Annotated in this window: 1 protein-coding gene; it reads left to right on the top strand. The window is 67.5% G+C overall.

Annotated elements, in window-relative coordinates; translation table 11 throughout:
• The first annotated feature begins 280 nt into the window (after positions 1-280).
• On the top strand, positions 281-928 hold the full coding sequence (locus Acor_RS37165) for a hypothetical protein (RefSeq protein WP_218034727.1): 648 nt from the start codon (positions 281-283) through the stop codon (positions 926-928).
• The last annotated feature ends 39 nt before the right edge of the window (positions 929-967 follow it).

Genomic DNA, 967 nt, shown 5'->3' with positions numbered 1-967 from the left:
GCCATCGGCGGGTGGTCCGCCCCGGCCTCGTCACTCACCGGCTGGGGCAGCCGGCGCCGCTAGTCGGGCAAAGGGCGTTAGTCGGGCAAAGGCCATCGCTATCCATCACAACCACCTCCAATCCAACGAGAGTTTGCGGCGCAGAGTCAGAGTAGTTTGCAACGCAAACCACGTCAAGCCGCAAACGAGATGAGATGGCAAACGAGCCGAGGGTGGCTGCTATCGTTTGTGCTGCAAAGTTCTCCGGAACCGCCAACCTCGGTCGGGCGAAGGGTGGATCGTGGTGGATGACGACCCGAGTGAGCTCGCCCCGGCCAGCCCGGCTGAGACACTGCGCCTGATCGATGCCGAGCGGGCCGAGGTGCAGCGTGGCCTGACGCCGGACCCGCGGCTGATCTACGTGCCGTGGGGATTGGCATGGCTCGTGGGGCACGCGTTGATGTTTTTGCGTTTTGGCCCCGACGGGCGTGTGCTGGTCGCGATGCCGGTCGCGCTTCCGCTGATCGTGCTCTATGTCCTTCTGGTCATCGCGCTCGTGGTCTCCGCTCGCGCCGGGATCCGGGCGGGCCGCCACGTCGTGGGCGTCTCCTCGGTGCAGAGCCTACGGTACGGCCTTGCTTGGGTGGCCGCGTTCGGCGCGGTCGCGGCCATCGCCGGCCGCTATAGCGGGATGCTGCCTCCGGCCGAGGTCGGGATGCTCTGGGCCGCGTTGTCGGTCGCGGTGGTCGGCGTGCTCTACATAGCGGGGGCGGCGATCTGGCAGGCGCAGGATATGTTCAGGCTGGGCGCATGGATCACCCTGGTCAATATCGTGGGGGTCCTGGCCGGACCAGGCTGGCACTCGCTGGCGATCAGCCTCGCCGGCGGTGGCGGGCTCCTCGTCGGCGGATTTGTCGCGTGGCGGCGATGGCGGCGACCGAGTCCATGAGCACCGATTCCGCCGCAAACCCTAGCTGGCGACCTGACC

It is taken from the genome of Acrocarpospora corrugata (assembly GCF_009687845.1).
Taxonomy (GTDB): domain Bacteria; phylum Actinomycetota; class Actinomycetes; order Streptosporangiales; family Streptosporangiaceae; genus Acrocarpospora; species Acrocarpospora corrugata.
This window is presented reverse-complemented; position numbering and strand designations above follow the sequence as displayed.